Annotated in this window: 12 protein-coding genes and 5 tRNA genes; 5 read left to right on the top strand and 12 right to left on the bottom strand. The window is 58.3% G+C overall.

From position 1 onward, the window contains the following. Positions 1-86 precede the first annotated feature (86 nt). The 6 genes from JJD74_RS13655 to uvrB all read right to left on the bottom strand — a co-directional run bounded on the left by JJD74_RS13655 (position 87) and on the right by uvrB (position 4,502). Positions 87-162: transfer RNA gene (locus tag JJD74_RS13655), tRNA-Glu, on the bottom strand. 81 nt (positions 163-243) lie between these two features. Next, positions 244-319, bottom strand: a tRNA-Ala gene (locus tag JJD74_RS13650). Between the two features lie 53 nt (positions 320-372). Further along, a tRNA-Glu gene (locus JJD74_RS13645) sits at positions 373-448 on the bottom strand. A gap of 79 nt (positions 449-527) precedes the next feature. Next, a tRNA-Ala gene (locus JJD74_RS13640) sits at positions 528-603 on the bottom strand. A gap of 249 nt (positions 604-852) precedes the next feature. Next, on the bottom strand, positions 853-2,334 hold the full coding sequence (gltX, locus tag JJD74_RS13635; protein ID WP_042558592.1) for a glutamate--tRNA ligase: 1,482 nt from the start codon (positions 2,332-2,334) through the stop codon (positions 853-855). Between the two features lie 152 nt (positions 2,335-2,486). Continuing rightward, positions 2,487-4,502 carry an excinuclease ABC subunit UvrB gene (uvrB, locus tag JJD74_RS13630; protein ID WP_115147583.1) on the bottom strand — a complete coding sequence of 672 codons (2,016 nt, stop codon included), beginning with the start codon at positions 4,500-4,502 and terminating at the stop codon, positions 2,487-2,489. A 336-nt stretch (positions 4,503-4,838) separates the two neighbouring features. On the opposite strand from uvrB, the gene JJD74_RS13625 reads away from it, so the two are divergent. Both JJD74_RS13625 and JJD74_RS13620 read left to right on the top strand, forming a co-directional pair. Next, the gene (locus tag JJD74_RS13625) at positions 4,839-6,035 is read left to right on the top strand and encodes an amino acid aminotransferase (protein ID WP_042558590.1); all 1,197 of its coding nucleotides are present in this window, start codon (positions 4,839-4,841) and stop codon (positions 6,033-6,035) included. A 221-nt stretch (positions 6,036-6,256) separates the two neighbouring features. Further along, a complete protein-coding gene (locus JJD74_RS13620) occupies positions 6,257-6,457 on the top strand; it encodes a hypothetical protein (protein WP_115147584.1) in 201 nt (66 codons plus the stop codon). Here the strand turns inward: JJD74_RS13620 and JJD74_RS13615 are convergent. Next, the gene (locus tag JJD74_RS13615) at positions 6,454-6,684 is read right to left on the bottom strand and encodes a hypothetical protein (protein ID WP_042558588.1); all 231 of its coding nucleotides are present in this window, start codon (positions 6,682-6,684) and stop codon (positions 6,454-6,456) included. The two genes, JJD74_RS13620 and JJD74_RS13615, sit on opposite strands and share 4 nt — an antisense overlap. A 219-nt stretch (positions 6,685-6,903) precedes the next feature. On the opposite strand from JJD74_RS13615, the gene JJD74_RS13610 reads away from it, so the two are divergent. Continuing rightward, positions 6,904-6,979: transfer RNA gene (locus JJD74_RS13610), tRNA-Asn, on the top strand. A 196-nt stretch (positions 6,980-7,175) separates the two neighbouring features. Here the strand turns inward: JJD74_RS13610 and JJD74_RS13605 are convergent. After that, complete coding sequence (locus JJD74_RS13605; protein ID WP_200614636.1) at positions 7,176-8,702, bottom strand: nucleobase:cation symporter-2 family protein; 1,527 nt, start codon at positions 8,700-8,702, stop codon at positions 7,176-7,178. A gap of 255 nt (positions 8,703-8,957) precedes the next feature. Between JJD74_RS13605 and JJD74_RS13600 the strand changes: the two genes are divergently transcribed. Together JJD74_RS13600 and JJD74_RS13595 are read left to right on the top strand one after the other, a co-directional pair. Then, a complete protein-coding gene (locus JJD74_RS13600; protein ID WP_200614635.1) occupies positions 8,958-9,242 on the top strand; it encodes a BrnT family toxin in 285 nt (94 codons plus the stop codon). Between the two features lie 3 nt (positions 9,243-9,245). Then, entirely contained in the window at positions 9,246-9,581 is a 336-nt protein-coding gene (locus JJD74_RS13595) for a BrnA antitoxin family protein (RefSeq protein ID WP_042558586.1), read from the top strand. Positions 9,582-9,584: 3 nt separating this feature from the next. Here JJD74_RS13595 and JJD74_RS13590 read toward each other — a convergent pair whose 3' ends face one another. From JJD74_RS13590 to JJD74_RS13575, 4 genes are all read right to left on the bottom strand, one after another. After that, positions 9,585-10,412, bottom strand: a complete 828-nt coding sequence (locus JJD74_RS13590; protein WP_200614634.1) for an arylamine N-acetyltransferase family protein — start codon at positions 10,410-10,412, stop codon at positions 9,585-9,587. Positions 10,413-10,512: 100 nt separating this feature from the next. Further along, the gene (gene xth / locus JJD74_RS13585) at positions 10,513-11,307 is read right to left on the bottom strand and encodes an exodeoxyribonuclease III (RefSeq protein ID WP_200614633.1); all 795 of its coding nucleotides are present in this window, start codon (positions 11,305-11,307) and stop codon (positions 10,513-10,515) included. Positions 11,308-11,412: 105 nt separating this feature from the next. Continuing rightward, positions 11,413-12,855 carry a mechanosensitive ion channel family protein gene (locus tag JJD74_RS13580; protein WP_200614632.1) on the bottom strand — a complete coding sequence of 481 codons (1,443 nt, stop codon included), beginning with the start codon at positions 12,853-12,855 and terminating at the stop codon, positions 11,413-11,415. A gap of 192 nt (positions 12,856-13,047) precedes the next feature. Beyond that, positions 13,048-13,914, bottom strand: a complete 867-nt coding sequence (locus tag JJD74_RS13575; protein ID WP_200614631.1) for a pirin family protein — start codon at positions 13,912-13,914, stop codon at positions 13,048-13,050. Between the last annotated feature and the right edge of the window lie 59 nt (positions 13,915-13,973).

The following is a 13,973-nucleotide window of genomic DNA, read 5'->3' as shown; positions in this document are numbered from 1 at the left end:
AAAGGAGAGTTGGCCAAACGCCAGACAAACAAAAGGGCCATTCAATAATTGAATGACCCTTATAAATCCCGCAGAGCGGGTAATCGTGGCGTCCCCTAGGGGACTCGAACCCCTGTTACCGCCGTGAAAGGGCGGTGTCCTAGGCCACTAGACGAAGGGGACACAAACCCTTCTATACAACTGATCAGTGCTGAGAGCTGATCGATTCAAGGCCGGTGTGGCCAGACCTTGAACTTGTAAAATTGGTGGAGCTTAGCGGGATCGAACCGCTGACCTCCTGCATGCCATGCAGGCGCTCTCCCAGCTGAGCTAAAGCCCCGGATTTTTCGCCTCGCGGCGGAGTGACATCTTGCAACATCACTTCTGTAAAACTGGCGTCCCCTAGGGGACTCGAACCCCTGTTACCGCCGTGAAAGGGCGGTGTCCTAGGCCACTAGACGAAGGGGACGCAAACCCTTCTATACAACTGATCAACGCTGAGTGTTGATCGCTTCAAGGCCGGTGTGGCCAGACCTTGAAGTGTAAATTGGTGGAGCTAAGCGGGATCGAACCGCTGACCTCCTGCATGCCATGCAGGCGCTCTCCCAGCTGAGCTATAGCCCCTCATCGTTGATGTCATCGCTGAGGACGGGGCGAATCTTAATGGCGCTTCGGAGGGCTGTCAAACTTATTTTTAAAAAAAATCAAAGTTTTTTGCCGACATAACAATCACTTACCGCCCTCCCCCCGTAAATTCGGGAGGTTTACAACCTGCGCAGAACGGTAGGAGCTGCTGAAGGCTGCGATCTTTTGATCCTGTTTTTAAAAACCAACGTCAAAAGATCGCAGTGTGCCGCAGCGCCAACAGGGGAATCAGGCGATGGCGCCCAGCAGTTTTTCCCACTCTTTGTTTTCTTTCTTCGACACGCCGCCCAGCAGGTCGATCGCCTGACGCAGACGGAAGCGGGTCAGGTCCGGCCCGAGGATTTCCATCGCATCGAGCACCGACACCGAACTCGCCTGCCCGGTGATTGCCGCGAACATCAACGGCATCGCATCACGCAGTTTCAGCTCCAGCGACTCAACCACCGCCTGAATCGTCGCGGTGATGCTGTCCTTCTCCCACTGACGCAGGCTTTCCAGCTTCCACAGAATCAACTGCATCAACTGCCGAACCTGATCACCCGAGAGCTTTTTCGATTCAAACAGCTTGGCATCCGGATTAACGCCGCCGGCAAAGAAGAACCCGGCCAACGGTGCGACCTGGCTGAAGGTTTCAACACGACCCTGCACGTGCGGCGCGATCTTCATCATGTATTCCGGGTTCAGCGCCCAGGTCTGCAAACGGCTGGCGAACTCTTCGACCGGCAGATCACGCAGCCACTGGCCGTTGAGCCACGACAGTTTCTCGATGTCGAAGATCGGTCCGCCGAGGGACACACGCTTGAGGTCGAAGTTGTCGACCATTTCCTGAAGCGAGAACTTCTCGCGCTCGTCCGGCATTGACCAGCCCATGCGGCCCAGGTAGTTGAGCATCGCTTCCGGCATGAAGCCCATGCGCTCGTAGAACGTCACCGAAGTCGGGTTCTTGCGCTTGGACAGCTTGCTCTTGTCCGGGTTACGCAGCAGCGGCATGTAGCACAGCTCCGGTTGTTCCCAGCCGAAGTACTCGTAAAGCAGGATCAGTTTTGGCGCCGACGGCAGCCATTCTTCGCCGCGCAGTACGTGGGTGATGCCCATCAAGTGATCGTCGACCACGTTGGCGAGGAAGTACGTCGGCAGGCCGTCGGTCTTCATCAGCACTTGCATGTCCATGCGGTCCCACGGGATCTCGACATCACCACGCAGCATATCCGGCACCACGCAGACGCCTTCGCTCGGCACTTTCATGCGGATCACGTGAGGCTCGCCAGCGGCCAGGCGAGACGCGACTTCTTCTTTGGACAGCAGCAGCGCGCGGCCGTCGTAACGTGGAGTTTCGCCACGCGCCTGTTGCTCGGCGCGCATCTGGTCCAGCTCTTCTGCCGTGCAGAAGCACGGGAAAGCGTGACCCAGCTCAACCAGTTGCTGGCAATATTTCTGGTAGATATCGCCGCGCTCGCTCTGGCGATACGGGCCGTGCGGGCCGCCGACGTCCGGGCCTTCGCTCCACTCGATGCCGAGCCAGCGCAGGGCGTCGAAGATCTGCTGTTCGGACTCGCGGGTCGAACGCAACTGATCGGTGTCTTCGATCCGCAGGATGAACTCACCGCCATGCTGCTTGGCAAAGCAGTAGTTGAACAATGCGATGTAAGCGGTACCTACATGGGGATCCCCGGTAGGCGATGGCGCGATGCGAGTGCGGACGGTGGTCATGGCATGTCTCGAAAAGAATGAAAAGCAAAGATCAATAAGCGGCGAATGGTAACAGGCGACACCCGCCCCGCTCCAGCGGGCAGGGTATTTAAGCCAGGTTTGTGTCCGTCAGGTCCGTTGGCCGCGATGAGGGCGGATAGCTCACCGCACAATTACACAGCCAAAAGACGCTCGCGCAGCTTGGCAATTTCATCACGCATCTGCGCCGCCGCTTCAAACTCCAGGTCCCGAGCAAGCTGATACATCTTCTCTTCCAGCGCCCGAATCCGCTTGGTGATCTCGCTTGGCGAGCGCAATTCGGCCTCGTACTTGGCGTTTTCTTCGGCGGCCTTGGCCATGCCCTTGCGCTTCTTGCTGCGCGAGCCGGGCACCGTGGCGCCTTCCATGATGTCGGCAACGTCCTTGAACACACCCTTAGGCGTGATGCCATTGGCCAAGTTGAAAGCGATCTGCTTGTCGCGACGGCGTTCGGTTTCGCCAATCGCGCGTTCCATCGAACCAGTAATGCGATCGGCGTAGAGAATCGCCCGGCCATTGAGATTACGCGCCGCACGGCCGATGGTCTGGATCAGCGAGCGCTCGGAGCGCAGGAAGCCTTCCTTGTCCGCATCGAGGATCGCTACCAGCGACACCTCCGGCATGTCCAGGCCTTCACGCAACAGGTTGATCCCGACCAGTACATCAAAGGTGCCGAGGCGCAGGTCACGGATGATTTCAACCCGCTCGACTGTGTCGATATCCGAGTGCAGATAACGCACACGCACGCCGTGGTCGGCGAGGTAATCGGTCAAATCCTCCGACATGCGCTTGGTCAGCGTGGTGACCAACACGCGCTCTTCCAGCGCCACACGCTTGGTGATTTCCGAGAGCAGATCATCAACCTGAGTCAACGCCGGACGGATTTCGATTTGCGGGTCCACCAGACCGGTCGGACGCACCAGTTGCTCGACAACGCGACCGGCGTGCTCCGCCTCGTAATTGCCCGGCGTGGCCGAGACAAAAATCGTTTGCGGGCTGATGCCTTCGAATTCGTCGAAACGCATAGGCCGGTTGTCCAGCGCCGATGGCAGACGAAAACCGTACTCCACCAGGGTTTCTTTACGCGAGCGGTCACCTTTATACATCGCGCCGACCTGCGGCACGCTGACGTGGGATTCGTCGATCACCAGCAAGGCGTCGGCCGGCAGGTAGTCGAACAAGGTCGGCGGCGCCTGGCCGGAGTCGCGACCCGAGAGGTAACGTGAGTAGTTTTCGATGCCGTTGCAGTAGCCCAGCTCGAGAATCATCTCCAGATCGAAACGAGTGCGCTGCTCCAGACGCTGGGCTTCCACCAGTTTGTTGTTGCTGCGCAGGTATTCGAGACGCTCCTGCAACTCGACCTTGATGCCCTCGATGGCGCCAAGCAGGGTTTCGCGCGGCGTCACGTAGTGGCTTTTCGGGTAAAACGTGAAGCGCGGCATCTTGCGGATGACTTCGCCGGTCAGCGGATCGAACGCGGAAATACTCTCGACCTCGTCATCGAACAGCTCGATGCGGATGGCTTCCAGATCCGATTCCGCCGGGTAGATGTCGATCACATCGCCGCGTACGCGAAAGGTCGCGCGGGCAAAATCCATGTCATTGCGGGTGTATTGCAGATCGGCCAGACGCCGCAGCAGCGCACGCTGATCAAGTTTGTCGCCGCGATCGACGTGCAACACCATCTTCAAATAGGTTTCCGGGCTACCCAGACCATAGATGCAAGACACCGTGGTAACGATGATCGAGTCCTTGCGCTCCAGCAGCGCTTTGGTCGCGGAAAGGCGCATCTGTTCAATGTGGTCGTTGATCGACGCATCCTTCTCGATGAAGGTGTCGGACGACGGCACATACGCTTCGGGCTGGTAGTAGTCGTAGTAGGAAACAAAGTACTCGACCGAGTTGTTCGGGAAAAACGCCTTGAACTCGCCGTACAGCTGCGCGGCCAAGGTCTTGTTCGGCGCCAGCACCAGAGTCGGGCGCTGAATTTGCGCGATGACATTGGCGATGCTGAAGGTCTTGCCCGAGCCGGTCACACCGAGCAGCGTCTGGTGCGCCAACCCGGCCTCGATGCCCTCAACCAACTGGCGGATGGCTTCCGGCTGATCGCCGGCGGGCTCAAAGCGGGTGACTAGCTGGAATTCGGACATACACACCTCTGGGATCGCGGGGTTCCGAGTAAAGCGGAACACCACGGGGACGACCGCAAACGACCGATGTCGCGCAAGAAAAATCTGGATTGTGCTGAATGTGGTGGCGATTGCCTTGGCTTTCAAGGCAAACGTCCTACATCCGGTAAAAACTCTGACACGTTCAATCGACTAACGGTCAAGAAATAATCGGAAAAACTTACCCTAAAAGCCGAATCGCCTGTCGCCATTGCTCAGTGATGGCCTCTATACTAGCTCCCCGTTTGTGCACCGCTCTAGTGCATCCGGCTGGAGCGCGACACGTCCCTCCACTCTCCATTCAGAGCCGCCGCAAAAATGAGCCTGTTCTCCGCTGTCGAAATGGCACCCCGCGATCCAATCCTGGGCCTCAACGAAGCATTCAACGCCGATACCCGGACCACGAAGGTCAACCTGGGCGTAGGTGTTTACTGCAACGAAGAGGGGCGAATTCCACTTCTGCGCGCCGTTATCGAAGCCGAAACGATCCGCGTCGCTCAACACGCTTCGCGCGGTTACCTGCCGATCGATGGCATCGCTGCCTACGACCAGGCCGTGCAAAAGCTGCTGTTCGGTAACGACTCGCCGCTGATCAGCGCCGGTCGCGTCATCACCACTCAGGCCGTCGGCGGGACCGGCGCACTGAAAATCGGTGCCGACTTCCTCAAGCAACTGCTGCCGAACGCGGTTGTGGCGATCAGCGACCCGAGCTGGGAAAACCACCGTGCGCTGTTCGAAACCGCCGGTTTCCCGGTGCAGAACTACCGTTACTACGATGCTGCCACCCACGACGTGAACCGTACTGGCATGCTCGAGGACCTCAACGCCCTGCCAAACGGCTCGATCGTTATCCTGCACGCCTGCTGCCACAACCCGACCGGTGTCGACCTGACCCCGGCGGACTGGAACAACGTGCTGGAAGTGGTCAAGGCCAAAGGTCACGTGCCGTTCCTCGACATGGCTTACCAGGGCTTCGGTGACGGCATCGACGAAGACGCCGCGGCTGTGCGCCTGTTCGCAGAATCGGGCCTGACCTTCTTCGTTTCGAGCTCGTTCTCCAAGTCGTTCTCGCTGTATGGCGAGCGCGTAGGTGCACTGTCGATCATCAGCGAGTCGAAAGAAGAAAGCGCGCGCGTGCTGTCGCAAGTCAAACGCGTGATCCGCACCAACTACTCCAACCCGCCGACCCACGGTGCAAGCATCGTCGCCGCCGTGTTGAACAGCCCGGAACTGCGCGCGCAGTGGGAAGCCGAACTGGCGGAAATGCGCCTGCGTATTCGCGGCATGCGCGAGCAAATGGTCAGCCTGCTGGCAGAAAAAGCACCGCAGCGCGACTTCAGCTTCGTCGGCCGTCAGCGTGGCATGTTCTCCTACTCCGGCCTGACCACTGAACAGGTTCATCGCCTGCGCAACGAGTTCGGTATCTACGCCCTGGACACCGGCCGCATCTGCGTGGCGGCTCTGAACCAGAGCAACATCAAGGCTGTAACCGATGCGATTGTTCAGGTCATCTGATTTCGCATTGTGATGAAAAACGGGAAGCCTTCTGGCTTCCCGTTTTTATTTGTCCCGGTAAACAGTCCACACCCTCTAAACTGCACACAGATTTAACTGTGGGAGCGAGTCTGCTCGCGAAAGCGCTGTGTCATTCAACTTATTGTCGACTGACACAAAGCCTTCGAGCAGGCTCGCTCCCACAGGGTATGAGTCAACCCGAGAATTCTGCGAGAGCCAACATGAAAAACGACAACCTGCGCGCCGATCGTGACGAAATGGACGATTTCATCCCGCGCGCCCCGGCCAAACGCGAAAAAAGCCTGGTACTGCAAGTGGCGACCGGGGTGTTTCTCGGCGGCCTGGTCTTGTGGCTGGTGCAACTGGCGACCACCGCGGCTTACGCCAAGTTGATGATGGGCACCATCACCTTCGGCAGTTAAGCCAGTTCGCTCGCACGCTGGCTGGCGGCATCGTCATAGACAACGTACAGCGATTCGGCAATCTGGCTTTTGATGGCCTTGGCAGTTTCCAGGCCGAGGACAAAACCCTCAGCCTTGCCGCCAGCGCGGTTCAATTCTTCAGCGGTGCTGGCCTGAGTGATTGCATCGAAGAGTTTTTCGGCGTGCGGGCCGACGCCTTTTGGCAGGCTGATTTGAGCGGTGGTCATGCGAGCACCTCGATGTACAGTGATGTGTGATTCATGGCGCGTACCTTTTCGGCGAATGGCCGGCAGCGCGTGTGACCACTTCCGGGCGGCCATGGTAGACCCCTGAGGCGATTCTGGTAACCGCCAATTGCCGGTAAACCACCGTCCGTCCTGACGAATTGCAAAATTCAACAACAGACGCTTGACTTCTCTTTTTGAATCAGTAACATACGCACCAATTCCGCAATAGCTCAGTTGGTAGAGCAAGTGACTGTTAATCACTGGGTCCCTGGTTCGAGTCCAGGTTGTGGAGCCAAATAGCAAAGCCCCTGAATCGAAAGGTTCAGGGGCTTTTTTGTGGGCGCTCGGAAAGATCAAAAGATCGCAGCCTGCGGCAGCCCCTACAGCTTGAAATGCATTCCCCCTGTAGGAGCTTGCGATCTTTTGATCTCCACGAAAACGAAAAGGCCGATCTGTCTTCCAACAGATCGGCCTTTTTATTCGATCAGCGATCAAACATGCTCGCTGCTTTTCATCTGCACCTTCGGCGCACCGTGACCATGGTCGTGATCCGTGTCCACTTCGATCACCGGCACTTCCTTGCCATCGCAGTCATGCAGTTTGCCGTCGCAGAAGTAGTCACCCTCACGCAGCGCCGCCAGATCGCGATAGCGCAGAGTTCGCTCCTCCGCCACCGCAAACACCGACTGCTGGTCAGAGTTGCCGGTAGTGAAGTGGTTGAACGCCAGGTTAAGCAGGATCGCCATGATCGCCGACGAGCTGATGCCCGAGTGGAAAATGGTCGCGAACCAGCTCGGGAATTGATCGTAGAAGCTCGGCGCAGCAATCGGGATCATGCCAAAACCAATCGAGGTCGCAACGATGATCAGATTGACGTTGTTACGGTAGTCAACCTTCGACAACGTACGGATACCACTCGCGGCCACGGTGCCAAACAACACAATACCTGCGCCGCCGAGTACCGAGGTCGGCACTGCCGCGATCACTCGGCCCATGAATGGCAGCAGGCCAAGGACTACCAGAAACAGACCACCGGTGGCGACCACAAAACGACTCTTGATCCCGGTCACCGCCACCAGCCCGACGTTCTGGGCGAAAGCGCTCTGGGTGAACGAGCCGAAGATCGGCGCAAACATGCTCGACAGCATATCTGCGCGCAGTCCATTGCCCAGACGTTTGGAATCGACCTTGGTGCCGATGATTTCACCCACCGCGAGAATGTCCGCCGAGGTTTCCACAAGCGTCACCATGACCACGATGCACATCGACAGAATCGCTGCGAAGTGGAAAGTCGGCATGCCGAAATGGAACGGCGTCGGGAAGCCGAACATCGGGCCGGTGGTGACGCCAGAGAAGTCGGCCATGCCAAGGAACACGGCCAGCACCGTGCCGATCACCATAGCCAACAGGATCGACAAGCGCGAGATGGTCGAGCTGCCGACCTTGCTCAGCAGTAACACCAGCACCAGCGTGACCGCCGCCAGACCAATGTTCTGCATGCTGCCGAAGTCCGGCGCCTGGCTATTGCCGCCCATGGCCCAGCGCGCGGCCACCGGCATCAGCGTGAGGCCGATTGTGGTGATCACAATGCCGGTCACCAGCGGCGGGAAGAACTTGGTAATGCGCGAGAACACCGGGGTAATCAACAGACCGATCAGCGACGCGGCAATCACCGCGCCAAGCACCGACTGGAAGCCACCCTCCCCGCCGCTGCTGACGATCGCGACCATGGTCGCAACGCCGGAAAACGACACACCCTGTACCAGCGGCAACTGACAGCCGAAAAACGGTAGACCCAGGGTTTGCAGCAGTGTCGCCAGCCCCCCCGCAAACAATGAAGCAGCAATCAACAAACCAATGTCTGCGGGCGACAGCCCGGCCGCCTGACCGATGATCAGTGGCACCGCGACGATACCGCCATACATGGTCAGAACATGTTGCAGGCCGTAAGCCATATTCGCGCCGACCCCGAGGTTTTCGTCCTCGGGCCGTTGGTGTGAAACATGGGGCGTTTTCATGATGGGGGGGTTCCCTAGTTTTTGTTATGCGCACACTGTATTCAATACTCGTGACAAATGTCCATAGAGTTGTATACAACTTATCAGTCAGATAATGGATAGGTAACCACCCAAGCTTCTATCCCGCAGCTTCCATCCCCCACAAATCCGGCAACACATCCCCTCCTGCCCCTGCTCTATCTACCACTAGGCTGAAGTGACCATGGCGACCGACGGTGCGATCGCGCCCTTTTTTATACATATAAAGTATGCATAATGAAGTCATTCGACATTCAGTACGACAAAAGCAAGAACGCAGCCAATAAACTCAAGCACAGGGGTTTCAGCCTTGCAGAGACTGAAGCGGTTTTTCACGATGAACGCGCACTGACCATTGAGGACAACGACCATGACGAACAACGCTGGATCACCCTCGGCCTCGATGCCAGGGGACGTTTATTGGTCGTTGCGTACAGTTACCGCGAAGCGAATGTCGTACGCGTTATTTCTGCACGTTTCGCCACCCCGAGCGAACGTTGCGAGTATTTTCTGGAGGCTTGACCGATGAAAGATGAATATGACTTCTCTCAGGGCAAACGTGGCGCAGCGGTGTCCACCAAGGGCAAAACCCGCATCACCATCATGCTCGACGATGCCGTTATAGACGCCGCGCGCACGGTGGCGGAAAACGAGGGGTTTGGTTATCAGACGGTGATCAACAACACCCTGCGCCATGCGCTGCTCGACAGCGCTGGCGATAAGGGCCAAGCCGATGACTCGGCCCATTCCGGGCAGTTCAAGAAAGGCATCACGGCCGCCGACCTCAAGAGCCTTGAGAAGAAACTGTCGGCAGCGGTAGGGGAAATTCGCCGGGTATTGGAGCCGGATGCGAAGCCATAGGCCTCAGGCCGGGACAATCAACCGCGCCAAGGTGTCGCGCACATGCGGCCGCTCAGGCAAATGTAGATCGAACTCCTGCAGCAGCAACTCAATCAGTTCATCGACGTCGATGACATCACGCCGCTCGCTCTCGGCACCGATGCGGTGGATCGCGAAACTGCCATTGTTCAATATGCGCCGCCAGCCATCGCCAGTACGCGCAACCATCAGGCGATTGGCAAACGGTGATTGCGGATGCGTCGAGACGTACCAGTTGCCGATGGTGAAATCGATGTCTTCCTGGCGTTGCAGATCGAACAGGTACATCGGCCGCCATTCGCCCCCGACATTGGCGCGCAGCATGTAGCCATCGGGTTGTTTTTCGATGCGATAAGGTTCGTGCGGTGTGGCTTGCTCGGCCTCGGTATCCAGCATCAGCGGTGCGGTCGGCACCATGCCGCCGAAGCCGACATCGGTGACGTAGCGCACGCCGTCGAGGGTTACCAGACTCAAGCGATGGGTGCGCGCGGTCCAGGTGCCTTCGGGCTGATTCATGATCACTCGCCCGCTGATGGCACGAACGTCGAAGCCCAACTCAAGCAACAGGGCAAAAAACAGATGATTGAGTTCGTAGCAGTAACCGCCGCGCCCACTGTGCAAGACTTTCTGCTCGATCGAGGCAAGATCGATCAATACCGGGGCGCCGGTGACCGTTGCGAGATTTTCAAAGGTGAAAGCGCCGGTATGGCGCCATTGCAACTCGCGGAGGGTTTCCAGGGTCGGCGGCGGTGGCGCCTCGAAACCCAGGCGTTGCAGGTATTGTTTCAAATTCGTCAGACGTGGCTCACTCATTGCTCAGTCCTTATGCATGGGGCCGCAAGTCACTGCGTTGATGGTCGCCAGGTATACGGTATGGGGCGTTGAATTCGACAATTGATTTCACCAATCGCCTCTAGCGTTTTTTCCGTGATCCGATGCGAATCCATGTCGGTGCATGGTCGCTGGCGTGCGGTTCATTGCGCACCCAGGCATCTACGCCGGCCTCGTGCAGGTAAGGGCTCAGCGCCGGATTGAGTAACAGATGATCGATGCGCAGGCCGGAGTTGCTTTGCCAGTGCTGGCGGAAATAATCCCAGAATGTATAGAGCCGCTCTTCGGGATACAGATGCCGCAGCGAATCGGTCCAGCCCTGATCCAGCAATCGCTGATAACACTCGCGGCTTTCGGGTTGCAGCAACGCATCCTTCAGCCATGACCGAGTGTTGTAGATGTCCATGTCGGTGGGCACGACGTTGTAGTCGCCGGCCAGCACCACGGGGTGATCACTGCTTTGCAGGTCTTTCGCATAGGCGATCAACCGTTCGAACCATGCCAGTTTGTAATCGAATTTCGGCCCCGGCTGCGGGTTGCCGTTGGGCAGGTACAGGCAACCGACCAACACGCCGTGCACCGCCGCTTCCAGATAACGGCTGTGCTTGTCCTCGGGATCACCGGGCAAGCCGCGCCGACTCTCCAGTGGTTGCGCATCGCGGGCGAGGATCGCCACACCGTTCCATGCCGCCTGACCGTGCCAGATCGCGCCGTAACCGGCCGCTTCCAGTTCGGCGGCAGGGAACGCGCTGTCGAGCGATTTGAGTTCTTGCAGACAAACGATGTCCGGCTGCTCGCGCTTGAGCCACTCCAGCAGATTGGGCAGCCGCGCGCGCAGGCCGTTGACGTTGAAGGTGGCGATCCGCAGGTTTTTCATCGTCCGGGGCTCGTGTCAGAGGTTGTGAAAAATCTGACCTGATCGCCCCCGCACTGGTTGCATTGAATCGTTCCGCGACGGCGTGCGACAACAGCGCTCAAAGGCTCAGGCGCGACTGCGCAGCCACTGCAAAAAGCCTTTCTTTGGCAACACCACCGGCGCTTCCTCGGTCAGCGATTGCGCCTTGTGCAGACGGTAATCAAACAGCGCCGTCATTGCATCGTTGATGTCGTGCCGCGCATCGAGACACGGCTTGAGATAGGACTTCTCGATGCGATACAGGGCGCAAAAGGTTTTTGCCGTGAAATCCGCCGGCAACGACGTATCGGCGAGAATTCCGGCCTCGCCGATCACTTCCCCCGGGCCCATGCGCCCGGACTCGAACGGTGTGCCGTTACGTTTCAATGTCACCGAGACCACCCCCGACTCGACAATGAACAAGTGATCGCTGACCTCCCCGCCCGCCAGAATCACCTCACCGGCGCGGAAAGTTTGCAGGACCATGTTCTGGCTGAAGGTGTCCTTTTCTTCCTGGCGCAACGTCGAAAAGATCGGTGAGCTGTCGAGCAACGCACGCGGTCGCGACGAATGGGTCGGTACGTCACCTTCATTGCTCGACAGCAGATTGACCCCGGATGCCTGCAAGTGCCGATACGCCAGATCAAACAGCTGATTGCGTACCAACCGCTTCTCGCTCATCGAGGCAACGAAACCGCTGATCTCGTATTCGGCGCCACTGCTGCCAGAGCTTTTCAACGCCACGCTCGGTGCGGGCGTGTCGAGCAGTTGCCGACAGCCCTGCATCGCCCGCTCCAGCGCGTCGATCACCGAATGGGGCCGCGCATGGGGGCTGACCTGCACGCTGACCGATACGCCGAACATGTTGCTTGGCCGACTGAAGTTGATGATCTTGGCCTTGGCCGCCAACGAATTGGGAATCACCGCCATGCTGCCCTGACTGGTTTGCAGACGCGTGGCACGCCAGTCGATATCAGTGACGCGGCCTTCGGTGCCGTCGATGGAAATCCAGTCATCCAGCTGATACGGCTTGGTGGTGTTGAGGACGATGCCGGAAAACACGTCGCTCAGCGTGCTCTGCAAGGCCAGACCGACGATGATCGCCAGTGCGCCGGACGTCGCCAGCACTCCTTTGACCGGCAGATCCAGCACGTACGCCAATGCCGCGATGATTGCGATCAGGAAAATCACCGCGCCGAGCAAATCCTGGAGCAGCCGCCCGGTGTGCCCGACCCGCTGCATCATGACCGCACCGATCAACACCGTTAGCGTGCGCGCGCCGAATAACCACCAGCCGATCTGCAACCCGGTCGCCGCCAGGTGCAGAGGAACGTTATCGGCCCATGGCGCAGGCTCCATCGGATTGAGCCCTTCGTTGAACAGCAGAAGGCTGAACACCGCGAAAATCAGCACCCGCACCAGCAGTTTCCATTCACTGCCATGGGAGCTGATCAGACGCCAGAGTCCGAGATCGAGCAGGATCAGGATAAACGCGCAAAACAACGGATGTTCAGTCAGCAGAGACAGCATCAAACAACTCCGACGAAGGCTAATCGCGCGAAGATCGCACAGATTGGGGACAGTGTAGGAGTAATTGATTTCAACCCCCGCAACAAAAAAACTGTAGGAGCTGCCGCAGGCTGCGATCTTTTGATCTTTAAAAACCAGATCAAAAGATCGCAGCCTGCGGCAGCTCCTACAGGGGGTCTGGTGTGGCTGGAATTACCCCTGCATTCGGCCAAAACGCCCGGACTGGAAGTCGGCGAAGGCCTGGTGGATTTCCTGCTCGGTGTTCATCACGAACGGGCCGTGGCCGACGATCGGTTCGTCGATCGGCTCGCCGCTCAGCAGCAACACCACGGCGTCGGTTGCAGCTTTGAGAGCCAGTTGACGGCCGTCGCGCTCGAACAACACCAGTTGCCCCTGCTCCGCCGATTCTTGTTCATTGATCTGCACCGAACCTTTCAACACCACCAGCGCAGTATTGCGTCCTTCGTGCAGATCCAGCGCCAGCAACTTGCCAGCGTTCAGGCGCAGATCCCAGACATCAATTGGCGTGAAGGTACGCGACGGACCTGTATGGCCGTCGAACTCACCGGCGATCAAACGCAGGCTGCCGGCATTGTCCTTGAGCGCAATGCGCGGGATGTCACGATCGAGAATTGTCTGGTAACCCGGCGCGGCCATCTTGTCCTTGGCGGGCAGATTGACCCACAGCTGAACCATTTCCAGCTTGCCACCGGTTTTGGCGAAGTTTTCCGAGTGGAACTCTTCGTGGAGTATTCCGGAAGCGGCGGTCATCCATTGCACGTCGCCCGGGCCGATGGTGCCACCGCTGCCCGTGGAGTCGCGGTGCTGCACCTCACCGTCGTAAACAATCGTCACGGTTTCAAAACCACGGTGCGGATGCTGACCCACGCCGCGCTGCTCGGTGGTCGGCGTAAATTCGGCAGGCCCCGCGTGATCGAGCAGCAAGAACGGGCTGATGTGTTGGCCAAGGTTGTCGTAGGAAAACAGTGTGCGAACCGGAAAACCATCGCCGACCCAATGGCCGCGAGGGCTGGTGTAAATACCGATGATGTTTTTCATGATTGGCTCCAAAGGTGTGGATGACGCAATGGATTAAGCTTAATTGCATGACGATGATT

It is taken from the genome of Pseudomonas sp. MF6776, from assembly GCF_016613125.1.
GTDB lineage: Bacteria > Pseudomonadota > Gammaproteobacteria > Pseudomonadales > Pseudomonadaceae > Aquipseudomonas > Aquipseudomonas iridis.
This window is presented reverse-complemented; position numbering and strand designations above follow the sequence as displayed.

Bases quoted from the DNA above. Each gene is read 5' to 3' on its own strand.
- JJD74_RS13580 (WP_200614632.1), bottom strand. From the start codon at position 12,855: ATGCTGTCTCTGCTGACTGAACATCCGTTGTTTTGCGCGTTTATCCTG.
- JJD74_RS13595 (WP_042558586.1), top strand. From the start codon at position 9,246: ATGAAAGATGAATATGACTTCTCTCAGGGCAAACGTGGCGCAGCGGTG.
- JJD74_RS13575 (WP_200614631.1), bottom strand. From the start codon at position 13,914: ATGAAAAACATCATCGGTATTTACACCAGCCCTCGCGGCCATTGGGTC.
- gltX (WP_042558592.1), bottom strand. From the start codon at position 2,334: ATGACCACCGTCCGCACTCGCATCGCGCCATCGCCTACCGGGGATCCC.
- JJD74_RS13590 (WP_200614634.1), bottom strand. From the start codon at position 10,412: ATGAGTGAGCCACGTCTGACGAATTTGAAACAATACCTGCAACGCCTG.
- JJD74_RS13615 (WP_042558588.1), bottom strand. From the start codon at position 6,684: ATGACCACCGCTCAAATCAGCCTGCCAAAAGGCGTCGGCCCGCACGCC.
- JJD74_RS13625 (WP_042558590.1), top strand. From the start codon at position 4,839: ATGAGCCTGTTCTCCGCTGTCGAAATGGCACCCCGCGATCCAATCCTG.
- JJD74_RS13600 (WP_200614635.1), top strand. From the start codon at position 8,958: ATGAAGTCATTCGACATTCAGTACGACAAAAGCAAGAACGCAGCCAAT.
- uvrB (WP_115147583.1), bottom strand. From the start codon at position 4,502: ATGTCCGAATTCCAGCTAGTCACCCGCTTTGAGCCCGCCGGCGATCAG.
- JJD74_RS13620 (WP_115147584.1), top strand. From the start codon at position 6,257: ATGAAAAACGACAACCTGCGCGCCGATCGTGACGAAATGGACGATTTC.
- JJD74_RS13605 (WP_200614636.1), bottom strand. From the start codon at position 8,702: ATGAAAACGCCCCATGTTTCACACCAACGGCCCGAGGACGAAAACCTC.
- xth (WP_200614633.1), bottom strand. From the start codon at position 11,307: ATGAAAAACCTGCGGATCGCCACCTTCAACGTCAACGGCCTGCGCGCG.